Genomic DNA, 21,279 nt, shown 5'->3' on the forward strand with positions numbered 1-21,279 from the left:
GCCGTGGCGACGCTTGCGACCCATCACCCGGCGCCGCTGTATACAGAGGCCGGCCTCCCCACCCGGCCGCGCTGGCGATCGGCCGCCGAAGCGCCGCTGACCGCGGACAGCCTGCGCGCGCTGTTGGATGACGAGATCCCGGCGATCCGCATCCCCGGCTTCGCGAGCCCTGCCGAATGTGCGGCCTTTGCGCAGGCGGTCTCGGACGCGGATCTCTCCTATTACAGCGTCAAGCGGCGGATCGGTTATATCGGCCTCGCCCAGTATGAATATCGCTGGGACCGGCCCAAATCCGACTATTTCCGCGATGCCGCCCTGGTCGAGGCGCGGCGCGATGCGGTGCAGGCCCGGGCCTTCGACGCGGTCGGGCGGCTGATCGACCGGCTGGCGGCGGTGAGCCCCGCCGGTGTCGGCATCGCCGAAGAGGCGGGCGGGCGCTATTATGCCGGCATCATCCGGCATGCCTCGGAAGGCGTGGATCTGCATGCCGACTGGGCGCCGGTCAATTCGCCTGCCTATGACATCGCGGCGATCGATGCGCAGCTCGGCTGGAATTTCTATGCCCAGGAGCTGGTGGAGGGGGGCGAGACCACCATCCATCACGCGCCCTGGACGCCTGCGCACGCGCCGGGCGAGATCCCGCAAAGCTACGGCCTGCCTCCTGAGACCGTGGCCGGCGCCGAGCGCTTCACCTTCCGCGCGGTCGCGGGCGACGTGGTCATCTTCAACACCCGCAACCCGCACGAGATCGCAGGCGGCCGCGCCGCCCCGGGCCATGACCGCATCTCCATCGGCTCCTTCATCGGCCGCCTCCCCACGGGCCGGCTGGTCCTGTGGTCGTGATGGATGACAATCACCAACCTCAACCAATCCTGGCACCAACCTCAACCAATCCTGGCTCCCAGCCGCCATTGAGGCGGCGGCCAAGGGTGCGGCAGCACCCGCTTGGGCCGAGGGGCTAACATAACTATGAAAGAGACTCCCATGGGCGACAGTCTCGGGTGGCGTGCCAAGTTCGGCGTGCTGGTCCCCAGCACCAATACCAGTGTCCAGCCTGAATTCGACCGGATGGCGCCCCATGGCGTCACCAGCCATATTGCCCGGATTGCGATCCCCAATATTGCGATCCACAATGACGACGACTTCAACGAGCTGATCCGGCTGATCGCCGAGGCGCAGATGGCCGCGGTGGACAGTGTGATGTCATGCGAGCCCGACCGTCTGGTGCTCGGCATCTCGGCCGAAACCTTCTGGGACGGGCTTGCCGCCAGCCGGAAGCTGAAGGCGGAGCTGGAGGCCCATACCGGGCTGCAGGTCTCGATGGGCTCCGATGCCTGTCAGGCGGCGTTGGGCATCTATGGCGCGAAGCGCATCGCGGTGATCACGCCCTATCAGCCGGTCGGCGACCGCAATGTCGTGCGCTTCTTCGAGGAATGCGGCTACGAGGTGCCCCGGATCAAGGGGCTGAAATGCGCAAGCCCGGTAAAGATCGCCCATGTCCAGGAGGCGGAACTTGCCGCCGCGATCCGCGAGGTCGACGGGCCCGATGTCGACGCCGTGGTTCAGGTGGGCACCAACCTCGCCATGGCCCGGCTGGCCGGTTTCGCCGAAACCTGGCTGGGCAAGCCGGTGATCGCGATCAACACCGCCATCTTCTGGCATGCCCTGCGTGCCCAGGGGATCGACGACCGGATCGATGGCTGGGGATCGCTGCTGCTGAAGCACTGAAGAAGGCTGCCATCGTGACGCCCCCCACCGATATCGAGACCGCCCCACCCGAAACAGCCCTGGCGCGTGCCTATGCCACCATCCGCACCGGCATTCTGGAGGGCCGTTTCGCCCCCGGGGACCGGTTGCGGGAAGAGCATCTGGCCGAGATTTCGGGCGTCAGTCGCACACCCGTTCGTGAAGCGCTCCGCCGGCTCGCCACCGAAGGGCTGGTGGAGCTGACCCCCGGTCTCGGCGCCTTCGTGTCGAGCTGGAGCGTGACCGATCTGGAAAACATCTTTGCCGTCCGTGCGTTGGTGGAGGCGGCTGTGGCGGAGCAGGCCGCCCGGCATCTGACGGCCACCGATATCGACGCGCTGGAGGCGCTGGCGGCCGGGATGGAGGATCTGGCGGCCCGCCGGCCGGCCGGCTTCCTCGACCGGATCACCGGTCTCAACCATGACTTCCACACCCGCATCGCCGCCGCCTGCGGCAATGACCGCCTGGCCGGGCTGCTGACCCAGACCGTCGATCTGATCCTGGTTCACCGCACCTTCCGGCGCTATCACGACCGCCAGCTTGTCCGCAGCATGGCCCATCACCGCGAGCTGGTGGACGCCTTCCGCGCGCGGGACGCCGACTGGGCGGGCGCCGTGATGCGCGCCCATGTCCATGCCGCCCGCCATGCGCTGGTGGCCGATCTTTCCCTCTCCCCTCCGGCCGAACCGAAAGCCCCCTGAATGCGACCGCTCGACAATGTCATCATCCTCGACTTCACCCATATGCTCTCGGGGCCCTATGGCACGATGCTGCTGGCCGATCTGGGCGCGCGCACCATCAAGATCGAGCCGGTGAAGACCGGCGAGGGCACCCGCAAGCTGCTGGCCAAGGATCCCGATCATTCGATCGAGGGCATGGGCGCCTATTTCCTGACGCTCGCCCGCAACAAGCAGTCGGTCGCCGTCGACCTGAAGACCGAAGAGGGCCGCGCGCTGGTTTATGATCTGGTGCGCAAGGCCGATATCGTGGTCGACAATTACAGCCGCGGCGTCACCGGCCGGCTGGGCATCGACCATGCGACGCTGGCGGCGATCAATCCGCGGATCATCACCTGTTCGGTGACCGGCTTCGGCGAGACCGGCCCCAATCCCGATCGCCCGGCCTTCGATCTGGTCGCCCAGGGCATCGGCGGCGGCATGTCGCTGACGGGTGAGGCCGGCGGCACGCCCCTGCGGGCCGGCATTCCGATCGGCGATCTGGGCGGCGGGCTGTTCGCCGCCATCGGCATTCTGGCGGCGCTCAACCAGCGCAACCTTACCGGCCAGGGCCAGCATATCGACATCTCGATGCTCGACTGCCAGCTGTCGATGCTGAATTACATGGCGACCATGCAGTCGCTGTCGGGCCGCGAGCCCGGCCGGTCGGGCAACGGCCATTTCGTCCATGTGCCCTACAACACCTATCGCACCAAAACCCGCCACGTGATCCTGGCGGTGATCACCGATCAGTTCTGGCAGCGGCTGGTCGACATCCTGGATGCGCCGGACCTGCGCCGCGACGCCTATCTCACCCAGCCCGGCCGCTGGGCCGATCGCGATGTCATCAATGCCCGGCTTCAGGAGATTCTGGAGACCGAGAGCTGCGAGCACTGGCTGGCGCGCTTCGGCAACCAGATCCCCTGTGCGCCGGTCAACGACATCGCCCATGCCATGGCCGACGAGCAGATCCGCGGCCGGGGCATGGTGGTGGAGGTGGCCCATCCCTCGGGCCGGCGGGTCGAGATGCCGGGCAATCCGGTCAAGATGTCGGGCATGACCGACGAGGTCTATACCCCGCCGCCGCTGCTCGGCAGTCATACCGACGAGGTGCTGGAAGAGCTGCTGGGGCTGGGCGCCGAGGCCCGCGGCGCGCTGCGCGCCCGCGGCATCATCGGCTGAGGGAGGACAGCATGAGCGATCGCGTCACCATCACCGAGGTCGGCCTGCGCGACGGGCTGCAGAACCAGCCGGTGCCTGTCGCCACCGCCGACAAGCTGCGTCTGGCCGGGTTGCTGCTCGATGCCGGCCTCACCTCGCTGGAGGTCACCAGCTTCGTGAGCCCGAAGGCGGTGCCCCAGCTGGCCGATGCCGAGGCCCTGCTCGCCGGCCTGCCAGCGCGGGCGGGGGTGGACTATATGGCGCTGGTGCCGAACATGCGCGGCTATGAACGCGGCACCGCCGCCGGCGCCCGGGCGGTGGCCCTGGTGCTCTCGGCCACCGAGACGCTGAACCGGCGCAACATCAACATGTCGCTGGATCAGGCCCGCGCCGTCTGCCGCGAGGTGATCGGGCGGGCCAAGGCCGAGGGCGTGTTCGTGCGCGCCTATGTCGCCGCCGCCTGCGCCTGCCCTTACGAGGGGCAAACCCCGCTCGCCCGGGTGGTGGCGCTGACCGAAGAGATGGTCGCGGCCGGCGCCGATCAGGTCGCGATCGCCGACACCATCGGCGCCGGCAACCCGGCGCAGATCCGCGACATCGTCACCGCCCTCGCCGGCGGTGTCGGCACCGACCGGCTGGCGCTGCATCTGCACGACACCCGCGGCCTGGCGCTGGCCATGGCCTGGGCGGGGCTGGAGGCGGGCATCCGCCGCTTCGACGCCGCGTTCGGCGGCCTGGGCGGCTGCCCCTTCGCGCCCGGTGCCGCCGGCAATCTCGCCACCGAGGATCTGGTCTTTATGCTGAGCGAGGCGGGCATCGAGACCGGTATCGACTGGCGCCGGCTGTTCGATGCGGTCGCCCTGGCCGAAACCCTGCTCGACCGGCCATTGGGCGGGCGCATGGCGGCCTGGTGGCGCCAGGCGCAGGCAAAGGAGGCGCAGGCGAAGGAAGCTGCCCGCCAGGAGATGCCGGCATGATCGTCGAGGAACGCTGCTACACCATCGCCCCCGCCCATCTGCGCGAGTTCCTGACCGTGTTCGAGCGCGAGGGGCTGGGCATCATCCGGCCGATCCTGGGCAATCTGATCGGCTATTTCACCACCGAGGTGGGCATGATCAACGGCGTGGTCCATCTCTGGGGCTATGAGAGCATGGCCGATCGCGAGACCCGGCGCGCCGCACTCGCCGCCTCGGAAGACTGGCGCGCCTTCCTGCCCAGGGTGACGCCGTTCATCCAGGCGATGGAAAACCGCATCCTGGTGCCCACCGCCTTCTCGCCGCTGCGCTGATCGTTTCATTCGTCTCCATCGAGGATCCGCCCATGAGCGCCGACACCGATCTCACCACGGACTATCAGGGCGCCGGCTTCATGGGCGCGCTCGGCTTCGGCCGGCGCCCGGCGCTGGTGATCGTCGACGTGGTCCAGGCCTATTTCGACCCCGGCTCGCCGCTCTATGCCGGGGTGGAGGACATGCTGGCGGCCATCCACCGCCTGCTGGCCGCGGCCCGTGCCGCCGGAATTCCGGTGATCTTCACCAATGTCGAATACCAGGCGGGCGGCGCCGATGGCGGGCTGTTCTATCGCAAGGTTGCAGCGCTCAAGGTCTTCGACCGCGGCTCGCCGCTCGGCCACTTCGCCCGCGGGCTGGAGCCCGCGCCCGGCGAAATCGTGGTGACCAAACAATATGCCAGCGCCTTCTTCGGCACCTCGCTCGCCTCGACGCTGACGGCACTGGGCGTCGACACGACCATCATCACCGGCGTCAGTACCAGCGGCTGCATCCGCGCCACCGCCCTCGACGCCCTCCAGCACGGCTTCATCCCCATCGTGGTCCGCGAGGCCGTGGGCGACCGGGCGCCGGGGCCGCATGAGGCCAATCTGTTCGACCTGCAGGCGAAATATGCCGATGTGGTGGAGGTGGAGGAGGTGATGGGGAGGTTGGCCGCCACCGGCCGGGATCCCGCCGGTTCATGAACCGGCCCGAAGCCTGTTGCCGCTCTCCCGGAAAACGGGGATCCTGATCAGAGAAAGGCCGGCAGAAATGCACAACCCGGATGGACGGGCCGGATGGACTGGAACGATCTCAGAGTCTTCCTCGCGGTGGCCCGCACCGGCAGTCTGACCCGGACGTCGGCCGAGCTGAGGGTGAGCCAGTCCACCGTCAGCCGCCGCATCGCCCAGCTTGAGGCGAGCATCGGCATGACGCTCTTTCAGCGCCATCAGACCGGCTATTTCCTCTCGGACGAGGGGCGTGAACTGCTGCGGCATGCCGAGCTGGTTGAAGACAGCGTCATGGCGCTGGAGCGGGGGGTGGCGGGGCTGGACAAGGCGCCGGCCGGCAGCGTGCGGCTTGCGACCTCGGAAAATCTGGCGACCGATCTGATCATTCCGGCGCTGCCGGCCTTTCGGGAGCGCTATCCGGGTATCTGTCTGGAGATCATCACCAGCACCGCCACCGCCGAGCTTGGCCGGCGCGAGGCGGATATCGCGCTCAGGGTGGTCCGGCCGGAACGGGGCAATCTGACGGTCAGGCGCGTCGGCCACATGACCTATTCGGTCTATGGCAGCCGGGATTATGTTGCGCGCCACCCGCCCATCGACGGCGAGCCGCTTGGCGGACGGCATGCCATCGTCTGGGATGACGGCCATGGCTTCATGCCGGCGGCGGTCTGGCTGGCGCGGGAACATCCCGGCTGCCGCATCGCCCTGGTCACCAGCAGCCTGCCGGCCCAGATCGCCGCCGTGCGCGCCGGGCTGGGGCTTGCCGTCATCCCGGATTTTCTGGCCGCGCCCGAGGATTTCGTGCCGGTCATCCCGTCGGACCGGCTGTTCAGCAACGATGTCTGGCTGGTGACCCATGCCGATCTCGTGGCCTCGGCCCGGGTCCGGGCGGTCGGGGATTTTCTGGCCGATCAGGTGATGCGCACCAACCCTGCGCTGTCGGGGCGCGGGCCGGGCGCCTGACCTGCCGGCACCTGACCTGCCGGCACCTGACCTGCCGGAGCCCGGCCCCCCCGGCCCCTGGCCTGCGCGTCGGTTACGAGGTGCGGGTGGTGCGGCCGGCCCAGAGGTCGACCGGCCCCAGGCGGTCGGCGCCCTGGGTGGCGAGCATCCAGCCGGGATATTCCGGCGGCAGCTCGCTGACGGCGTCGAGCCGTGCGATCTCGTCGTCACCAAGCACGATGTCGACGGCGGCGATGTTGTCCTCCAGCTGGCTGAGCCGTTTCGCGCCGACGATGACCGAAGTCACGACCGGCTTCGACAGCAGCCAGGCCAGCGCGATCCGGGCCGGGCTGCAGCCATGGGCCTCGGCGATCGGTTTCAGCACGTCGATCACGTTCCAGGCGCGGTCCTTGTCGACCACGGGGAAGTCGAAAGACGAGCGGCGTGCGCCTTCCGGCGACTGGTTGTCGCGGCTGAACCTGCCCGACAGCAGCCCGCCGGCCAGCGGGCTCCAGACCAGCAGGCCCATCTTCTCGGCGTCGAGCAGGGGCTTCAGTTCCCGTTCCAGATCCCGCCCGGCGATCGAGTAATAGGCCTGCAGCGTGTTGAACCGCTCCAGATTGAGTCGGGCCGAGATGCCGAGCGCGGTCGCGATCCGCCAGGCCTGCCAGTTCGACACGCCCAGATAGCGGACCTTGCCCTGCCGGACCAGATCGTCGAGGGCCCGCAACGTCTCCTCGACCGGCGTCACCATGTCGGTGGCATGGATCTGGTAGAGGTCGATATGGTCGGTCTGAAGGCGCCGCAGGCTGGCCTCGACCGCGTCCATGATATGGCCGCGCGACGCGCCGACATCGTTCCGGCCGGGGCCCATCCGGCTGTAGACCTTCGTCGCCAGCACGACCTCGTTGCGGGGGATCCCCAGATTCCTGAACGACTGGCCGAGCGTTTGCTCGCTCGCCCCGGCGGAATAGACATCCGCCGTGTCGAAGAAGTTGATGCCGGCATCGATGCCGGCCTTGACCAGCGCATCGGCGCCCGCCTGGTCGACGTCACCGATATGCTCGTAAACACCGGTGCCGTCGCTGAAGGTCATGGTGCCCAGGCAAAGCTGCGAGACCAGAAGCCCGGTATTGCCCAATGTCCTGTACTTCATCCTGCATCTCCTGAAGACGAGGCCGCCCGTTCGGGCCGGATATCCTCCGGCGCCGTGCCCTCGGGCTGTGGCGAGTGATCTGATTGTGGTGACGGGTGATCGGGTCCGCGGCGGCCGCGGCACGATCTCAGGCGGCGGTGTCCGGCGCGCCGAAGATCTCGTTGATGTGCAGCGAGTCGGTGAACTCCTGGCCGCGCGCGATCCGGCCGTCACGGAAATGAAGAAGGAAATGATAGGTGTTGCGATAGTGCCGGCCGTCCGTCATCGGCAGGTCGCCCCGCGCGACGATTGCCAGCCGGTCCGCCTCTCCGGTGATCTCGCCATAGTCGAGCGCCAGATGGCCGGCGGCATTCTCGAACAGCGTCGAAATGGCCGCGAGATAGGGGCCCTTGGCATGGGTGCCCGAAAATTTGTTCCCGGGCATGATCCACCATGTCAGATCCTCGGTGCTGAGCCGGGACATGGTGTCGGTATCGCCCCGCCCCAGCGCCTCCAGAAAGGCTTTGGCGGTCTGTTCATGCTGCTCTCGGTTCACGGCGCGTCTCCTTTCGGGCCGTTCTTGCGTCACGTCACGACCTCAGACTGCCGTCTCCGTCTTCGGAAAAATATGGCGAAGATCGGGTGATCGTTTTCCGAATTTGGAAAATGAAAAGCGCCAGCGCCGACCCGTGGGATGGATCCGGCGCTGGCTCTGTTTTTGGGGTGCGAAGCGGCTTCAGATGCTCTTACGCACCGACCTGATCTTGCCGCTGCGGCCGCCGCCGCAATAGAAGGTGCCGTTGCCGTCGCTTTCCAGCCCCGAGACCGCGAGCCCTGCCGGCATCGCGATCACGGCAATTACGCCGCCGGTCTCGGGATCGATGCGGCGGAGATCGGCCGTCTGCTGCTCGCCGTCCCAGGTGCCGTGCCAGAGTTCGTCGCCCGCCCAGGTGACGCCCGTGACCATGCGGTCCGAGGTGATCTGGCGGAGCACGGCGCCGGTTTCGGGGTCGATCTGCAGGATGCGGCGGTCGTCGAACTGGCCGACCCAGAGCGTGCCTTCGCCCCAGGCGAGGCCCGAGGCGCAGCCATTGCCCGGGCAGGGGATGGTGCCCTGCTCCGCGCCGGTTTCAGGGTCGAGCCGGCGGATCACCGGCCCTGCGATCTGATAGAGAAACCGGCCGTCGAAGGCGGTGCCGGCCTCTCCCGGCACCGGCAGCGAGCGGACCACCCGGCCATCCGAGGGGTCGAGCACATTCACCGCCGGGCCGACGGCGAACCAGACATGGCTGCCGTCGAAACTGACCCCGTGCACGGTATCGACCCCGGGCCAGGGGCCGTAGTCGCGCAGGATCTCGGCATCGGCCGTGGCGGGCGTGGCGGTGGCGGTGGGGGATGTGAGGGTCTTGGTCATGGGAACCTCCCTTGGGATCTGCGGTGGGATCATGTCCGAGCCTCAGCCTGGATCGGGGAGGGGTGGGGGTGAGAGTAACAATGCTGTCGGGAAGGCGCGGCTGGCTCGCCGCATCAGCCTATACCCCCGGCAGCAGCATGATCGTCGGAAAACCGCCGAGGGCGGGGACCGTCCAGCGGCGGGTGCGGCCGCGGCCGGTGGGGCGGACGCGGCCCGTGGCTGCCAGGCGTTCCATGAGGCGCTGTATGGTGCGCGGGCTGGTGCCGAGGGCGACGGCGAGTGCCGTGGTCGACCAGGCCTCGCCATCGGCGAGCAGGGCGAGGATGCGGCCGCAGCCGGCCTCGATCGGCGGGTCGAGCAGGGCGACCGGGCCGGGGCGGGCGGGGTGCAGAACGAAGCCGGCCGGGGTGGCATGGATCCGGGCGAGCGGGTGGAGCAGGCGGCGCAGGCGGCCGATCTCGACCCGGAGCCGGGCGCGGTGGCTCTCGTCGGCGGTGCGGCCGCCGAAACCTTCGCGGATCAGCACCGCGCGCGGCACATCGGCCGGATGGGCCAGCGCCAGCCGGCGGGCCAGCGCGAACAGCACCGGGCGGGTGGCGAGCTGACGGGTTTCCTTGGCGTCGCGGATGATCAGCCGGCAGGCATCGACGACCAGGGCCGCTTCTGCCGGCAGGGCCTCTATCTCGGCCAGCGTGACCATGCGGTCGGTGCCGGCCCGGACCAGCCGCGCCGCCGGAGCGTCGAGCTGGCGGCGGGCGGTGGCCACCTCGGCTACGAGTTCGGCGATGCCGCTGGCCGCGGCCGCCGCCGCGGCGGCATCGAGGTCACGGGCGGCTTCGGCCGCCGCGATCCGGCGGGCGGCGATGCCGGCCCGGGTCAGGTGCAGCCCGGCCGCAAGGGCCGTCGGGATCCGGCCGGGATCGAGCCCGGCGATCGCGTCGCCGGCGGCGCCCGGCTGGCCGATCAGCAGCAGGCGGCGGGCCTCGATGATCCGGGCATGGGCGGCATTGGCATGGTCGCCGGCCGCTTCCAGCACCGCGCGGGTGCGGTCCAGAAGGCCCGGCGGCCAGGCGATGTCGCGCAGCACCAGGGCGATTTCGGCCTCGGCCAGGTTGCAGCGCGCCCGCGCCGCCGGATTGCCGCGGCCGAAGCCCCGTCCGGCCCGGGCGAGCAGATCCCGCGCCCGGCCGAATTCGCCGAGCCTTGCCATGACGATGCCGCGCAGCGCCAGCGCCGGCGGGTCGTCGCGGAGCGACACGCGATTGAGGGCGCCCAAAAGGTCGCCCGCCGCCAGGGCGCGGGCGGCGGCGGTGATCAGCGCATCCATGGCTCTCTGCCGATCGTCGCTCAGGCACGCAGGATAGCACGAGGACCGGCAGCTGCCGTCATGGCGTTTTTTACTTCACGAGACCAAGGGGCGCGACGCACCGTTCGCCATGCCCGACGGACAGTCCCATGGATGGCGATGCGATCCATGTGGTCCAGATCAAAGGCCGGTATCGCGAGATGTCGCTGCCATGCTGCGAAGTATTGGACGGATATATGTTTCGCTATGCGAACGATCGTGCGTGAAATCGCCATCCCGGGCAAGAGGAGGCTGGTTCCGGCAAGACGATAGCCTGACGGAAGAGGGTGCAAGTGGTGGTCGGGTGGCGGATCCGGCATCACCCGCCGCGTGAATAGACCATGCCGGTGATGCTGGGCCGGTTTAACGACCCCCTCTTGTCGAATCCGGTCTGATCAGGCCCGTGATGGACGATGGGGCTGCGGATATGTCCTGCGGTCAGATTCCATGGATATGAAAACGAAATACGCATGGGCGAAAATCTGGACTTGATCCGGGCCATCCTCATACTGAAGCCCAAGAGGGCAACGGGTCCGACGTGGTGACCTGCGCAATACCCGGACAGATCCTCTTCAATGCAAAACGAGTCATGGGCGTTCCGGATACCCCATCCGGGATGAGGGTGAGGTTTCGTGCCGATACCTTCTCATGAACTCGCAAATAAAGACCGCCGCAAGGCCAGGTCTTCAGGGAGGTTAAGGACATGCGACGTCGCATTCTCGCGACTGCGGTCACCATGACCGCGGCGATGGTTCTGGCCGGCGCAGCGCTGGCGGCGGATCCCGTCCGGATCGGTGTGGCGGCCCCGTTCACGGGTGCGGCGGCGGGCTATGGGCGCGATGCGAAGATGGGCGCCGAGATGGCTGCGGCCGAGATCAACGCCGCCGGCGGCATCCTGGGCGGGCGGCAGATCGAACTGGTCTACGAGGACGACAAGGGCACGCCGCAGGGCGGTGTCGCGGCGGTGCAGAAGCTGATGTCCGAGCACCGGGTGCAGGCGATCACCGGTGGCACCAACAGCTCGGTCGTGCTGGCCGAGACCTCGGTCACCAAGAACCGCATCCTGCAGGTGAATGCGGCCGCCCAGGCCGATGCGATCACCGAGCAGGGATCGAAATGGCTGTTCCAGATCAACAACACCGCCTCGGCCAATTCCGAGGCCTTCAACGGCTACATCACCGGCACGCTGAAGCCGAAGACGGTCGCCTATATGGGTGAGAATTCGGAGTTCAGCAAGGCGCTGCTCGCCGGTCTGCGCAAGTCGCTGGATGCCGCCGGCATCCCGCTGGTCAATGTTGCGACCTATGATGCCAACATCACCGATTTCACCTCGATCATCAGCAAGGTGAAGGCGTCGGAACCCGAACTGCTCTATGTCGCCGACGCCTATCCCGCGCGCTCGGCCCAGCTCTGGAAGCAGATCCGCCAGCAGGGCGGCTTCCCGGTCGAGACCCAGGCGCCGGGCGTGGTGCAGGCCTCCATGCTGACCCCGGCCGAGGGCGCCATGGACGGCGTGATCACCGGTGACATCTTCATCGCCGAAGGCAATACCGGCCCGATGGCCGATTTCGTCGAAGCCTTCCGCAAGTCGCATCAGGCCGAGCCGAACAAGGTCCATCTGGTGACCTACGAGGCGGTGCAGGTGATCGCCCGGGCAATGGACAAGGCCGGCAGCGCCGATGATTACGATCTGATCGCGAAGACCATCCGCACCAATCCCTGGCCGTCACCGCGTGGTGAACTCACCTTCGACGATCGCGGCCGGGCCCGGGCGCCGCAGTTCTACATCCACGAGGTGAAGGACGGCCGGCTGACGCTCCGCGAGACCATCGAGAACCGTTGAGGATCCGCGGAGAGCGCATGCATGGATATGCATGCATGCGCGCCGCGACAGGGGACGGGACGGATGGACCTCTTTTTCCAGACGCTTCTGAACGGGTTGATGCTGGGTGCCGGCTATGCGCTGGTCGCCGTGGGTCTGACCCTGGTCTTCGGCACGCTGCACGTCGTGAACTTCGCCCATGGCGCCTTCTTCGCGCTGGGCGGCTATGGCGTGCTGATGCTCCAGCAGGCGGGCCTGCCCTATCTGGCCGCCCTGCCGCTGGCGGTGCTGCTGGTGGCGGCGGTGGGTTTCGCCGCGGAGATCGCGATCGTCCGCCGGGCGATCTATGACCGTGGCGAACATGGCTCGATCATCGTGACCTTCGCCGCCGGCCAGGCGATCGTGGCCGCGATCATCCTGGTGGCCGGCCCCGATCCGATGCCGGTGGCCTCGCCCTTCGGACAGGCGACCACCACCGTCTTCGGCCTGTTTCTGTCGGGGCAGCGGCTGTTCATCGCGGTCATGTCGCTGGCGGTGCTGATCGGCTTCGCCCTCTGGCTGACACGCAGCGTGCGGGGCCAGCAATTGCTGGCGGTCGCTCAGAACGCGCGCGGCGCGCTCTATTCCGGCATCGACGTGCCGACCATCCGGGCGCTCGCCTTCGTGCTCGGCGTCTCGGCGGCGGGCCTCTCGGGCGCGCTGCTCGCCTCGATCATCAGCGCTTTTCCGACAATGGGCGATGCCAACATGATCACCGCTTTCACGGTCGTGATCCTGGGCGGGCTCGGCAGCATTCCGGGCGCCCTGCTCGGGGCCATGGCCATCGGCCTCGGCAATGCCTTCTTCGAGACCTACGTCTCGGTGTCGTGGACGCCCGCCCTCGGCTGGGTGCTGGTGATCGTGGTCCTGCTCCTCTGGCCCCAGGGTCTGATGGGGCGTGCGCAGCTGCACAGGCATTGAGGGCGAGGCACGGACATGACGGATACCTCTTCCACGTCCCCCCTGGCGGGCCCGGCCTCAGGCTGGCCGACAGGCGGAATCGTGCTCACGCTCGCGGCCATCCTGCTGGTCCTGGCGGTCGGCTTCGGGGTCCGGAGCACCTTCATTCTCAGCCTTGCCGGCTATACCTGCGCCTTCGCGCTGTTCGCGCTCAGCATCAATCTGATGCTGGGCGGGCTCGGCGAAGTGCCGCTCGGCCAGTGCATCTTCTTCGGTGTCGGCGCCTATGGCACGGCGATGCTGACCATCGAGGCCGGCCTGCCCTTCGTGGCGGCGGTGCCGGTGGCGATGGCGGCCTCGGCGGTGCTGGCGGTCGGCATCGGCTGGCTGACGCTGCGCCTGACCGGTGCCTATTTCTCCATCGTCTCGTGGGGGCTGGCCGGTGTGATGATGGTGGCGGCGATGAACCTGGAGGTGACGGGCGGGCCGCTCGGCCTGTTCGGCTTCCCGAGCCTCGCCGTCGGCCCGGTCGACCTCACCGATCCGCAGAGCTATTTCTTCTTCACCGCGGCGGTGCTGCTGGTGGTGCTGGCCTTCCTCGCCCGGGTGCGCAGTTCCCGATTCGGCCATGCGATCGAAAGCATCCGCCAGAGCCGCCATCTGGCGCAGTCGGTGGGCATCAACGTGTTCCGCGAGCGGCTGAAGATGCTGGTGCTGAGCGCACCGGTGGCGGCACTGGCCGGCGCGCTCTGCCTGCCCTACACCCAGATCGTGACGCCCGAGGTCTTCTCGGTGGTGCTGACGGTCGACGCCCTGCTCGCCGTGCTGATCGGCGGTACCGGCCTGCTGTTCGGCCCGGTGATCGGCACCGCGATCTTCACCATCCTGCCGCAGTTCCTGAAGCTCGACCCCAACGTCAAGGTGCTGGTCTTCTCGCTGGCGATCATCCTGGTGATGATGCTGGCGCCGGGCGGACTGCATCAGATCGGCCGGTCGATGCTGGCCCGGCTGAAGCGCGGGGAGGGCGGGCGATGACGGCTGACATGAGCTGTGCCGACGACATGAGTTGTGCCGACGATATGAGTTGTGGCGACCGGCCCCTGGCCGTCCGGGCCCGGGGCATCGAGAAGCGCTATGGCGGTGTCGCGGCGCTGAAAGGGGTCGATGTGTCGATCCCGGAGGGCGCCATCTACGGGATCATCGGACCCAACGGCGCCGGCAAGTCGACCCTGTTCGACATCCTTTGCGGCATCACCAGACCCAGTGGCGGCACGGTCGACGTGCTGGGCATGGATGTGGCGGCAATGCGCCATCACGAGGTCGCGCGCCGCGGCGTCGGCCGCACCTTCCAGCGCACGGCCGTGTTCGGCGAGGCGACGGTGCGCGAGAACCTGCTCTATGGCCGCTATTCGGCCATGGGCCATTCGGTGATCGAACGGATCCTGCATGGCCGGCGCTGGCGCGACGAGATGGCGGCTTTCGAAGACAAGGCTGCGGGCGTGCTGGCGCTCTGCGGGCTCGACCGCATCGCCGACCAGCCGGCGGCTTCGCTCGCCTACGGCATTCAGCGCCGGCTGGCGGTGGCGATCATGCTGATGACCGACCCCCGGATCATCTTCCTGGACGAGCCGGTGGCCGGCATGAACGACGCCGAGACCGCGGAATTCGTCGCCCTGGTGCGCAAGGTCGCGGTCGGCCGGACCATCGTGCTGGTCGAGCACGACATGGCCGCGATCGGCGAGCTGTGCGAGGCGGCGCTGGTGGTGGTCGACGGCCGGCCGGTGGTGGCCGATACGCCGGCCGCGGTGTTCCGCCATCCGGAGGTGATCTCCGCCTATCTGGGGGCCGAGGATGACTGATGCATTGCTGACCGTGGACGGGCTGTCCGCCGCTTATGGCCGGGTGACGGCGCTGCGCGAGGTGTCGCTTGCGGTCCGCCCGGGCGAGATCGTCGCGATGCTGGGCGCCAACGGCGCCGGCAAGACCACGCTGCTCAACGCCATTTCGGGAGTGCTGCCGCTGTCCGGCGGCTCGGTCACCTTCGATGGCCGGCGGATCAACGGGCTGAAGCCCTGGCAGACCGCGCGCCTTGGCCTCGCCCACGTGCCCGAGGGGCGCGAGATCTTCCCGGGGATGACGGTGGAGGCCAATCTCCGCGTCGTCGACGTCAATGGCGGCGGGCCCGAATTCGGCGTCGACCGGGTGCTGGACCTGTTCCCGCGGCTGAAGGAGCGGTTCGATCAGCTGGCCGGCGGGTTGAGTGGTGGCGAGCAGCAGATGCTCGCGATCGGCCGCGGGCTGATGGCCCGACCGCGGCTGCTGCTGTTCGACGAGCCGTCGATGGGGCTGTCGCCGCTTCTGGCCCGCACCGTGCTGGGGGCGATCGCCGAATTGCGCCAGAGCGGCATCGCCTCGCTGCTGGTCGAGCAGAACATGCGCGCGGCGCTGAAGGTTGCCGACCGCGCCTATGTGCTGCGCGTCGGCCGGGTCACCCGCGAAGGATCGGCGGCGGCACTCCGCGATGCCGACGACATCAAACAGGCCTATCTGGGCCTCTGACAGTCCGAAGGATATCCGATGACCACCGCCTCCCAGCCTCTCCCCGAAGGCCTGCGCCTCCCCGACGGCAGCGCCGACTGCCATGTGCATCTCTATGGTCCCTATGACCGCTTCCCCCATGGCGACGAGGGTCGCTTCACGCCCCGCTTCCCGCGCACGGTGGAAGACCTCTTCGCCCATTGGGATGCGATCGGGGTCTCGCGCGGGGTGATCGTCCATGCGGTGGGCTCCGGCGCCGACAATGCGGTGACGCTGGATGCGCTGCGCCGCTATCCGGACAAGCTGCGCGCGACCGCGATCCTGAAGGGCGACGTCTCGGACAGGGTGCTGGACGAGTTGACCGATGCCGGCTTCAAGGCGGTGCGGATCACCATGCTGCGCCAGGACGGCAAGCCGGTCTCGACGCTCGGCACCAGCTATGAGGAACTGGTGGCGCTGGCACCCAGGATCGCCGAGCGCGGCTGGCATGCCCAGCTCTGGATCAACAGTTCCGACCTGATGGAGGCGGCGCCCGACCTCGAAAAGCTGCCGCTCGACTATGTCATCGACCACATGTCGCGGACCATGGCCGACATTCCGCCGGACAGCCCCGGCTTCCGCGGCTTCTGCGACAAGCTGAAGACCGGCCGCTACTGGACCAAGCTGTCGGGCGCCGACCGCAATACCCGGATCGGTGCGCCCTATGCCGATACCGCCGGTCATATGAAGGCGATCGTCGCCGCCAATCCCGACCGGCTGGTCTGGGGATCGGACTGGCCGCATGTCGGCCACAGCGACGAGACCATGCCGAAGATGGGCGATCTGATCCGCCTTCTTTTCGATTGCGTGCCGGACGAGACGGTGCGCCGCAAAATCCTGGTCGACAACCCGGCGGTCCTTTACGGCTTCTGAGCCGCCGCCGGCCTCCCTGGCCAGGACGTGTCGAAGCAGGTGCCTCTCCCCCCTGGCACCTGCTTCGACCTCTTTCTTCGTCCCCGAGGAGGGGAGCCCGTCCGGTCCCGGTGCGCGTGCCCGGCCGGTGCCGAGAGATCGAGTGATGACGCAAACCAGTTCGACTGCGGCCGCCGAGCTGCCGCTCGCCGGGATCACGGTCCTGGATCTCGGCCAGGTCTATCAGGGCCCCTATGCCGGCTTCCTGCTCGCCCAGGCCGGGGCCGACGTGATCAAGATCGAGCCGCCGGCGGGCGAGCCGATCCGCCACCGCGCCCGGGTCAGCCCGGGGGCAGCGGTCCCCTTCGCCATGCTGAACGCCAACAAGCGGGCGATCGCGCTGGATCTGAAGGCGCCGGAAGGCGTGCAGATCCTCAAGGATCTGGCCGCCCGGGCCGATGTGCTGCTGGAAAACTACGCCCCTGGCGTGATGGACCGGCTGGGCGTGGGCTGGGAGGAGCTGCGCCGGATCAACCCGCGGCTGGTCTATGCCTCGGGCACCGGTTTCGGCCTGTCGGGTCCCGATCGCGACAATCTGGCGATGGACATCACCGTCCAGGCGGCGTCCGGCATGATGAGCGTCACCGGCTTTCCCGACGGGCCGCCGGTCAAGGCCGGGCCGGCGGTGGTCGATTTCCTGAGCGGCGTGCATCTCTATGCCGGCATCGTGACCGCGCTCTGCCAGCGCGCCCGCACCGGCGAAGGCCGGCTGGTCGAGGTGGCGATGCTGGAGACGGTCTATCCGAGCCTGGCCTCGAACCTGGCTTTCGTCTTCGACACCGGCCGCGCGCCGCCGCGTACCGGCAATCGCCACGGTGCCATGGCCGAGGCCCCCTACAACGTCTATCCGGCCGCTGACGGCCATGTCGCGATCATCGGCGTCAACGAGCATCACTGGACGGCGCTGCTGAAGGCGATGGGGCGCGAGGATCTGATCGGCGATCCGCGCTTCGACACGGCCGCCGACCGGGTGCGCAACATGGAAGAGACCGACCGGCTGGTCGGCGACTGGACCGCAGCCCACACCAAGGCGGAACTGGCGGGCATTCTGCGCCGGCACAAGGTGCCGGCCGCCCCGGTGCGCGACCTGGTGGAGGTGGTCAACGATCCGCATATGCATGAACGCGGCATGCTGGAACATGTCGATCATCCCGAATTCGGCCGGGTGGTGCTGCCGTCGAGCCCGCTGCGCTTCCACGGCGCCGAACCGGTGGTGCGGCAGCCATCGCCCCGGCTCAGTGAACATGATGCCGAGATCCTCGCCGATCTGCCGGGCTATGGGCCGGATCGGATCGAGGCGCTGCGCGCGCGCCGCGTGATCGGCGGCCGGGGGTGAGCCTGCGGCCGCCGGAAGGCCGGCGCTTCCGTCGGAATGGCCGGGGCGACCCCCGTCATGCCGACGCGCTGCTCCTGACCATGGCCGGACGGCTGTTCGACGATCTGGCCGGGGCGCCCGAGGATGCCCTCTGGGCGGGCCTTGAGGAGGCGGGGCTGACGGCCGCCCTGGCGCCCGAAGCGCTGGGTGGGGCCGGGCTCGGCCTTGATGACGGCCTGGGCGTGATGCGGGTGGCGGCGGTGGCCGGCCTGGCGGCACCACTGGCGGAGACCATGCTCGCCGGCTGGCTGCTGGCCCGGGGCGGGCTGCGCCTGCCGGCGGGGCCGGTCGCGATCGCCCCCGCCGCGGTCGAAGACCGGTTCCGGATCGATGTGGCGGGGCTGGCGCACGGCCGGGCAGGGCGGGTGGCCCGGGCCGGGACCGCCGGGCATCTGGCGGTGCTGGCTGACGGACCAGACGGCCGGGCGGTGGTGGCCCTGGTCGCAGGGGCTGCCTGCACCGTGCTTCGCCGCGAGGACGGCCCTGCCGGCATGGTGATCATCGAGCAGGTGAAACCACTGGCCCTGGGTGCCGTACCGGTCTGGCTGGATCGCGGCCGCTGGCTGCTGATGCTTGCCATCGCAGAGGCGCAGCGCGCCGCCGGTGCGGGGCCGGCAGAAATGGTCTCTGCGGCCATTGCCGCCACGGAGGTGCTGGACAGGGCGGTCTCTGCCGGGGACGGCCCGGACGGACCGGCCCTGTGGCGGCAGGCCGGGGCGGCGCTCTGCCGCTGCACACGGGCTGCCATCGATATCCCGGCCGATCCGGTGCCGGGCAATAGCCGAGGGAGGAAAGAAACGTGACGCGACAGGATGTCAGGCTGTTCAGCCCCGCGACCTTCCGCGGGGTGGAACTGAAGAACCGGATCGTGGTCTCGCCGATGGGCATGTATTCGGCGGAGAACGGCTATGTGAAGCCGTTTCATCTGATCCATTACGGCAAGTTCGCGATGGGGGGTGCAGGGCTGGTCTTCGTGGAGCAGACCTCGGTCACCCGCGCGGGGCGGATCACCAATGGCGATCCCGGGCTGTGGGAGGATGGCCAGATCGCCGGCATGCGCGAGATCGCCGGCCAGATCCGGGTACATGGTGCGAAGGCCGCCATCCAGATCAATCATGGCGGCCGCAAATCCAGCCAGCAGCGGGCGTTCCGCGGCAACGGCCCGCTGACCGAACGCGACATCGCCGCCGGCGAGGAGCTGTGGCAGCCCGCCGGCCCGTCCTCTCTGCCGCTGGCCGATGGCTGGCTGATGCCGCGGGAGATGAGCCGCGACGAGATCGCCGGGGTATGTGATGCCTTCGTCGCCACTGCGCGGCGCGCGGTGCTGGCGGGCTTCGACGTGATCGAGCTGCACATGGCCCATGGCTATCTGCTGCAGAGCTTCCTGTCGCCGCTGGCCAATCAGCGTGACGATGACTATGGCGGCAGCCTGGAGAACCGGATGCGCTTTCCGCTGGAGGTGACCCGGGCGGTGCGTGCCGCCCTGCCACCGGCGACGCCGCTGTTCGTGCGCATCTCGGCCACCGACTGGATCGAGGGCGGCTGGACGCTGGAGGAAAGTGTGATCTTCGCCCGCGAGCTGAAGGTGGCGGGGGTCGACCTGGTCGACTGTTCGACCGGCGGCAATCTGCGGGCCGGATCGACCAATGCCAATCTGAAGCGCGGCCCGGGCTATCAGGTGCCCTTCGCCGATCGCATCCGCCGCGAGGCAGGCATCGCCACGGGCGCGGTCGGCATGATCCGTACGGCGGAACTGGCCGAGCGAATCCTGCGCGAGGACCGCGCCGATCTGATCTTCCTGGGCCGCCAGATGCTGGTCGATCCGTTCTGGGCCCACCATGCCGCCGAAGCCCTGGGCCTGACCGGCGATTTCGAGGGCTGGCCCGAGCAGTATGGCTGGTGGCTGGCGAAATGGGGCCAGGCGCTGCGCGACAATGGCGAGAGCCTGATGTGGCCGGATGGTGGGGCGATGGCGGCCGGGTGACCCGGCCGCCGGATCATTGCCGCACGCCCATCCGGTCCAGCGCCTCAGGGGTCAGCGGTTCCTGGCCGTCGGCAGCGGAGGGGGCATGCACCGCCGCGGTCACGTCGTTGCGCAGCCGCGGCAGTCCCTCCGGGCATTCCTCCTGCATCCAGACCAGCATCTTCTCGCGGATCTCGCAGCGCAGATCCCAGGCGGTGGGGGAGTTGTGGGCGCTCATCAGCGCGCGGATGGTGACCGTGCGCTCGGTGGTGTCGATCACCTGCAGCACGCCGACCTTGCCGTCCCAGAGTTTGCTCTGCTTCAGAAACTCGTCGAGCTTTTCGCGCATGCGGGCGAAGGACATGGCGTAGTCCACCTGCCAGATCACCGTGCCGATGATGCCGGCAGTCTCGCGGGTCCAGTTCTGAAAGGGTTTTTCGATGAAATACGAAATCGGCAGCACCAGCCGCCGCCAGTCCCACAGCCGGATCACGACATAGGTGGCGGCGATTTCCTCCACCCAGCCCCATTCGTTTTCCACCACCACCGCATCCTCGATGCGGATCGGCTGGGTGAGGGCGATCTGGATGCCGGCGATCAGATTGGCCAGGATCGACTGGGCGGCGAAGCCGATCACGATGCCGGCGACGCCGGCCGAGGCGAACAGGCTGACGCCATACTGGCGCACCGACGGGAAGGTCATCAGCATGGCCGCCACCGTCACCACCACCACCAGGCCGATGCCGACCCGTTGCAGCAGCATCAGCTGGGTACGGTGCTTGCGCGCCACCAGATTGTCGTCGACATCGATCCGATAGCGGCGGCGGCTGACATCGGCCAGCGCCCGCAGCACCGAGACGGCGATCCAGCCGATCAGCGCGATCACCCCCAGCTGCAGCACCCGGCCGATGATGGCGCCTGCGTCGTCGTCGACGGCGAGTTCGGGGGCGATCGCCCGCAGCGCGATCAGGATGAAGGCCAGCCGCACGGGGCCGCGCACCCGGCGAAAGACTTCCGTGCGGAAGCCCTTGCCGGTGCGCGGCACCACGATGGTGAGCAGGCGGAAGAACAGGCGGTGGGCGATCAGCGCCACGCCCACCGCCACGATCAGCAGCAGCAGATAACCGGTCCCGGCCGGCATGGCGGCGGCAAGCTCCGCCAGCCAGCGCGGGGTTCTGAGGATGTCCATGGCGTCCTGGTCTCGTGCGTCTTAATGCGCGCCGGCCGATCG

22 protein-coding genes are annotated in these 21,279 nt (G+C 68.6%); 17 read left to right on the plus strand and 5 right to left on the minus strand.

Annotated elements, in window-relative coordinates:
- The first annotated feature begins 3 nt into the window (after nt 1–3).
- The 8 genes from TMO_RS19290 (at nt 4) to TMO_RS19325 (ending at nt 6,587) form a co-directional block, all read left to right on the plus strand.
- Complete coding sequence (locus tag TMO_RS19290) at nt 4–843, plus strand: hypothetical protein (protein WP_014747361.1); 840 nt, start codon at nt 4–6, stop codon at nt 841–843.
- Nucleotides 844–984: 141 nt separating this feature from the next.
- Entirely contained in the window at nt 985–1,728 is a 744-nt protein-coding gene (locus TMO_RS19295; protein ID WP_014747362.1) for an arylmalonate decarboxylase, read from the plus strand.
- A gap of 14 nt (nt 1,729–1,742) precedes the next feature.
- Nucleotides 1,743–2,447: a GntR family transcriptional regulator gene (locus tag TMO_RS19300; RefSeq protein WP_014747363.1), complete on the plus strand. Its 705-nt coding sequence runs from the start codon at nt 1,743–1,745 to the stop codon at nt 2,445–2,447.
- Nucleotides 2,448–3,644, plus strand: a complete 1,197-nt coding sequence (locus tag TMO_RS19305; protein ID WP_014747364.1) for a CaiB/BaiF CoA transferase family protein — start codon at nt 2,448–2,450, stop codon at nt 3,642–3,644.
- Between the two features lie 11 nt (nt 3,645–3,655).
- Entirely contained in the window at nt 3,656–4,600 is a 945-nt protein-coding gene (locus tag TMO_RS19310; protein WP_014747365.1) for a hydroxymethylglutaryl-CoA lyase, read from the plus strand.
- Nucleotides 4,597–4,911 carry an NIPSNAP family protein gene (locus tag TMO_RS19315; RefSeq protein ID WP_014747366.1) on the plus strand — a complete coding sequence of 105 codons (315 nt, stop codon included), beginning with the start codon at nt 4,597–4,599 and terminating at the stop codon, nt 4,909–4,911. The genes TMO_RS19310 and TMO_RS19315 overlap by 4 nt, the downstream gene beginning before the upstream one ends.
- Before the next feature lie 32 nt (nt 4,912–4,943).
- Nucleotides 4,944–5,597 (plus strand): isochorismatase family protein, encoded by a 654-nt coding sequence (locus TMO_RS19320; RefSeq protein WP_014747367.1) that lies wholly within the window; start codon nt 4,944–4,946, stop codon nt 5,595–5,597.
- Nucleotides 5,598–5,690: 93 nt separating this feature from the next.
- On the plus strand, nt 5,691–6,587 hold the full coding sequence (locus TMO_RS19325) for a LysR family transcriptional regulator (RefSeq protein WP_014747368.1): 897 nt from the start codon (nt 5,691–5,693) through the stop codon (nt 6,585–6,587).
- Nucleotides 6,588–6,660: 73 nt separating this feature from the next.
- Here TMO_RS19325 and TMO_RS19330 read toward each other — a convergent pair whose 3' ends face one another.
- The 4 genes from TMO_RS19330 to TMO_RS19345 all read right to left on the minus strand — a co-directional run bounded on the left by TMO_RS19330 (nt 6,661) and on the right by TMO_RS19345 (nt 10,442).
- On the minus strand, nt 6,661–7,722 hold the full coding sequence (locus TMO_RS19330; RefSeq protein WP_014747369.1) for an aldo/keto reductase: 1,062 nt from the start codon (nt 7,720–7,722) through the stop codon (nt 6,661–6,663).
- Nucleotides 7,723–7,849: 127 nt separating this feature from the next.
- Nucleotides 7,850–8,257 carry a nuclear transport factor 2 family protein gene (locus TMO_RS19335; protein ID WP_014747370.1) on the minus strand — a complete coding sequence of 136 codons (408 nt, stop codon included), beginning with the start codon at nt 8,255–8,257 and terminating at the stop codon, nt 7,850–7,852.
- A gap of 180 nt (nt 8,258–8,437) precedes the next feature.
- Entirely contained in the window at nt 8,438–9,115 is a 678-nt protein-coding gene (locus TMO_RS19340; RefSeq protein ID WP_014747371.1) for a hypothetical protein, read from the minus strand.
- A 118-nt stretch (nt 9,116–9,233) separates the two neighbouring features.
- On the minus strand, nt 9,234–10,442 hold the full coding sequence (locus TMO_RS19345) for a hypothetical protein (RefSeq protein ID WP_014747372.1): 1,209 nt from the start codon (nt 10,440–10,442) through the stop codon (nt 9,234–9,236).
- A gap of 721 nt (nt 10,443–11,163) precedes the next feature.
- On the opposite strand from TMO_RS19345, the gene TMO_RS19350 reads away from it, so the two are divergent.
- The 9 genes from TMO_RS19350 to TMO_RS19390 all read left to right on the plus strand — a co-directional run bounded on the left by TMO_RS19350 (nt 11,164) and on the right by TMO_RS19390 (nt 20,069).
- The gene (locus TMO_RS19350) at nt 11,164–12,303 is read left to right on the plus strand and encodes an ABC transporter substrate-binding protein (protein ID WP_014747374.1); all 1,140 of its coding nucleotides are present in this window, start codon (nt 11,164–11,166) and stop codon (nt 12,301–12,303) included.
- 63 nt (nt 12,304–12,366) lie between these two features.
- Nucleotides 12,367–13,242 (plus strand): branched-chain amino acid ABC transporter permease, encoded by an 876-nt coding sequence (locus TMO_RS19355; RefSeq protein WP_145978294.1) that lies wholly within the window; start codon nt 12,367–12,369, stop codon nt 13,240–13,242.
- 81 nt (nt 13,243–13,323) lie between these two features.
- Entirely contained in the window at nt 13,324–14,256 is a 933-nt protein-coding gene (locus TMO_RS19360; protein ID WP_014747376.1) for a branched-chain amino acid ABC transporter permease, read from the plus strand.
- On the plus strand, nt 14,253–15,080 hold the full coding sequence (locus TMO_RS19365; RefSeq protein WP_014747377.1) for an ABC transporter ATP-binding protein: 828 nt from the start codon (nt 14,253–14,255) through the stop codon (nt 15,078–15,080). The genes TMO_RS19360 and TMO_RS19365 overlap by 4 nt, the downstream gene beginning before the upstream one ends.
- Complete coding sequence (locus TMO_RS19370; protein WP_145978296.1) at nt 15,073–15,780, plus strand: ABC transporter ATP-binding protein; 708 nt, start codon at nt 15,073–15,075, stop codon at nt 15,778–15,780. The genes TMO_RS19365 and TMO_RS19370 overlap by 8 nt, the downstream gene beginning before the upstream one ends.
- Nucleotides 15,781–15,798: 18 nt before the next feature.
- A complete protein-coding gene (locus TMO_RS19375; RefSeq protein WP_014747379.1) occupies nt 15,799–16,671 on the plus strand; it encodes an amidohydrolase family protein in 873 nt (290 codons plus the stop codon).
- Nucleotides 16,672–16,816: 145 nt separating this feature from the next.
- Nucleotides 16,817–18,046, plus strand: coding sequence for a CaiB/BaiF CoA transferase family protein (locus TMO_RS19380; protein ID WP_051045548.1), 1,230 nt, complete (start codon nt 16,817–16,819; stop codon nt 18,044–18,046).
- Nucleotides 18,043–18,888 (plus strand): hypothetical protein, encoded by an 846-nt coding sequence (locus tag TMO_RS29765; RefSeq protein WP_014747381.1) that lies wholly within the window; start codon nt 18,043–18,045, stop codon nt 18,886–18,888. The genes TMO_RS19380 and TMO_RS29765 overlap by 4 nt, the downstream gene beginning before the upstream one ends.
- Nucleotides 18,885–20,069, plus strand: coding sequence for an NADH:flavin oxidoreductase/NADH oxidase (locus TMO_RS19390; RefSeq protein WP_014747382.1), 1,185 nt, complete (start codon nt 18,885–18,887; stop codon nt 20,067–20,069). The genes TMO_RS29765 and TMO_RS19390 overlap by 4 nt, the downstream gene beginning before the upstream one ends.
- Before the next feature lie 13 nt (nt 20,070–20,082).
- On the opposite strand, the gene TMO_RS19395 is transcribed toward TMO_RS19390, so the two are convergent.
- Nucleotides 20,083–21,237, minus strand: coding sequence for a mechanosensitive ion channel family protein (locus tag TMO_RS19395; RefSeq protein ID WP_014747383.1), 1,155 nt, complete (start codon nt 21,235–21,237; stop codon nt 20,083–20,085).
- Between the last annotated feature and the right edge of the window lie 42 nt (nt 21,238–21,279).

Source organism: Tistrella mobilis KA081020-065 (assembly GCF_000264455.2).
GTDB lineage: Bacteria > Pseudomonadota > Alphaproteobacteria > Tistrellales > Tistrellaceae > Tistrella > Tistrella mobilis.

Bases quoted from the DNA above. Each gene is read 5' to 3' on its own strand.
- TMO_RS19295 (WP_014747362.1), top strand. From the start codon at position 985: ATGGGCGACAGTCTCGGGTGGCGTGCCAAGTTCGGCGTGCTGGTCCCC.
- TMO_RS19305 (WP_014747364.1), top strand. From the start codon at position 2,448: ATGCGACCGCTCGACAATGTCATCATCCTCGACTTCACCCATATGCTC.
- TMO_RS19310 (WP_014747365.1), top strand. From the start codon at position 3,656: ATGAGCGATCGCGTCACCATCACCGAGGTCGGCCTGCGCGACGGGCTG.
- TMO_RS19315 (WP_014747366.1), top strand. From the start codon at position 4,597: ATGATCGTCGAGGAACGCTGCTACACCATCGCCCCCGCCCATCTGCGC.
- TMO_RS19320 (WP_014747367.1), top strand. From the start codon at position 4,944: ATGAGCGCCGACACCGATCTCACCACGGACTATCAGGGCGCCGGCTTC.
- TMO_RS19325 (WP_014747368.1), top strand. From the start codon at position 5,691: ATGGACTGGAACGATCTCAGAGTCTTCCTCGCGGTGGCCCGCACCGGC.
- TMO_RS19330 (WP_014747369.1), bottom strand. From the start codon at position 7,722: ATGAAGTACAGGACATTGGGCAATACCGGGCTTCTGGTCTCGCAGCTT.
- TMO_RS19340 (WP_014747371.1), bottom strand. From the start codon at position 9,115: ATGACCAAGACCCTCACATCCCCCACCGCCACCGCCACGCCCGCCACG.
- TMO_RS19345 (WP_014747372.1), bottom strand. From the start codon at position 10,442: ATGGATGCGCTGATCACCGCCGCCGCCCGCGCCCTGGCGGCGGGCGAC.
- TMO_RS19350 (WP_014747374.1), top strand. From the start codon at position 11,164: ATGCGACGTCGCATTCTCGCGACTGCGGTCACCATGACCGCGGCGATG.
- TMO_RS19355 (WP_145978294.1), top strand. From the start codon at position 12,367: ATGGACCTCTTTTTCCAGACGCTTCTGAACGGGTTGATGCTGGGTGCC.
- TMO_RS19365 (WP_014747377.1), top strand. From the start codon at position 14,253: ATGACGGCTGACATGAGCTGTGCCGACGACATGAGTTGTGCCGACGAT.
- TMO_RS19370 (WP_145978296.1), top strand. From the start codon at position 15,073: ATGACTGATGCATTGCTGACCGTGGACGGGCTGTCCGCCGCTTATGGC.
- TMO_RS19375 (WP_014747379.1), top strand. From the start codon at position 15,799: ATGACCACCGCCTCCCAGCCTCTCCCCGAAGGCCTGCGCCTCCCCGAC.
- TMO_RS19380 (WP_051045548.1), top strand. From the start codon at position 16,817: ATGACGCAAACCAGTTCGACTGCGGCCGCCGAGCTGCCGCTCGCCGGG.
- TMO_RS19395 (WP_014747383.1), bottom strand. From the start codon at position 21,237: ATGGACATCCTCAGAACCCCGCGCTGGCTGGCGGAGCTTGCCGCCGCC.